General features: G+C 42.7%; 1 protein-coding gene. It reads left to right on the top strand.

The window, feature by feature from the left end:
- Positions 1-344: 344 nt before the first annotated feature.
- Positions 345-1,568, top strand: a complete 1,224-nt coding sequence (locus EKM61_RS11830) for an IS110 family RNA-guided transposase (protein WP_068222268.1) — start codon at positions 345-347, stop codon at positions 1,566-1,568.
- Positions 1,569-1,708: the final 140 nt, after the last annotated feature.

Raw genomic sequence — 1,708 nt, 5'->3', positions numbered from 1 at the left:
CCTCGTATTATTAAAAATGTATTCAAGTATTGACCAGCTTCGCTGTTTGGATGCTGTGTGATATTCTCTAATTGTTCATTGGATTCGGATCCAACTGGTATAGGCTTTCGCCTCCTGTAGTTTATCTACATTTTAAGAATGCCGCCCAGATGAATTGTTTAAGTTCAAACCACAAGCTGTAGTGTTAGCTGATGATTTTGATAGCTCGCGTTCTATCAAGCAGCTAGTCATTGGATGACTTGTCTACTCATAAATTGCGAGGATGTTCTGAAGATTCATAATTAGGGAGTATCACACAGCACCCAAGCCTATCCAAAATAAGAACGGAAAGGAGGTCTGAATCAATGAACTTGAATGTTGGTATTGATGTTTCAAAATTGAAGCTTGATTATTGTGGAATGGATTCAAATAAGCAAGTGTGTTTCCAAGGTGAAGTAACAAACACCCCGAAGGGGGCCGGTCATATTCGTGATGAGATTTTAAAGCGGTCTCAGCAAGCTGACCAAATTATTATCGGCATGGAAGCAACCTCAGTTTATAATTTCCACCCAACCTTGTTCTTTGAACAAGATGATCGCCTTAATCAGTTAAACGTGACTGTGGTCACCTTGAATCCTAAAGTGACGCACCGTTACAGTAAGTTATTTGATGATGATAAGACCGATACCGTTGATGCCTTTCACATTGCCGATTTCTTACGGATCGGCCGGTATCAAGTTCCGGTTACCCGCGATGAAAAGCACATCGCTTTACAACGCTTGACCCGGGAACGATACCACTTAGTCCATCAGATCAATGATTGTAAAAATCACTTTTTAAATAACCTGTACTACAAGGTGAACACCATCGATACGGTCTTGCCTACCTCAGTCTTTGGGTCAACCATGCTTAGCATTCTGAGTGATGAGAAGTATTCCCTAGATGACCTGGTTCAGATACCCTTGTCAGCCTTAACTGATGAGCTAAATCATTTATCTCATGGCCGGTTTGGCGATGCCAAAAGTGTTGCCAAAGCACTGAAGAAAGCCATTAGAAGTTCTTATCGGCTTAGCAAGACGGTTGCCGATTCCGTTGATCAAGTATTGGCCATGTACGCTAATCAGTTGCGGATGCTTAATCAACAGCTAAAGCTGTTAAATAAAAGCATTTCTGATCTGTGCTCGGTCATTTCAGGTGCAGACTCACTCCAAAGTATTCCGGGAATTGGACCAGTGTATGCGGCCGGATTACTGGCTGAAATCGGCCAAATTGACCGTTTCCCCAATGATGCTAGTCTCGCCGGCTACGCTGGCTTATCATGGCAACGCAGTCAATCAGGAAATCATGAGCGACAATTAACGCCGCGAACCAAAAGTGGTAACCAATACCTACGTTATTACTTAGTTGAAGCTGCCAACTCAGTAAGGCGCTATGATCCCACTTATGCCAGGTACTACCAGAAGAAGTTCCGGGAGGTACCAAAGTATCAACATCGTCGAGCTTGTGTGTTGACCGCTAGGAAGCTGGTTCGGTTAATTATTAATCTACTAACTGAACATAAACTGTACACGCCTCCTAAATTGGTCTAGCGCGACGAACATCGCTAACATTGCAAGTTTCTAACCAGTGAATTTTTGTACTTCACTGGGCTGGGGGAAGTATACTCTCCTCACAATTAGAACTATCAATATTTTACGTATCACCTACTTGACTTCTGACCACAAGTCTT

Origin of the sequence: Loigolactobacillus backii (assembly GCF_003946275.1) — a bacterium.
Lineage (GTDB): Bacteria > Bacillota > Bacilli > Lactobacillales > Lactobacillaceae > Loigolactobacillus > Loigolactobacillus backii.
The sequence above is the reverse complement of the archived record's forward strand: the minus strand, read 5'-3'. Positions and strand labels throughout refer to the sequence as shown.

What these genes read in the sequence shown, in the direction of transcription:
- EKM61_RS11830 (WP_068222268.1), top strand. Translation starts at nt 345, where the DNA reads ATGAACTTGAATGTTGGTATTGATGTTTCAAAATTGAAGCTTGATTAT.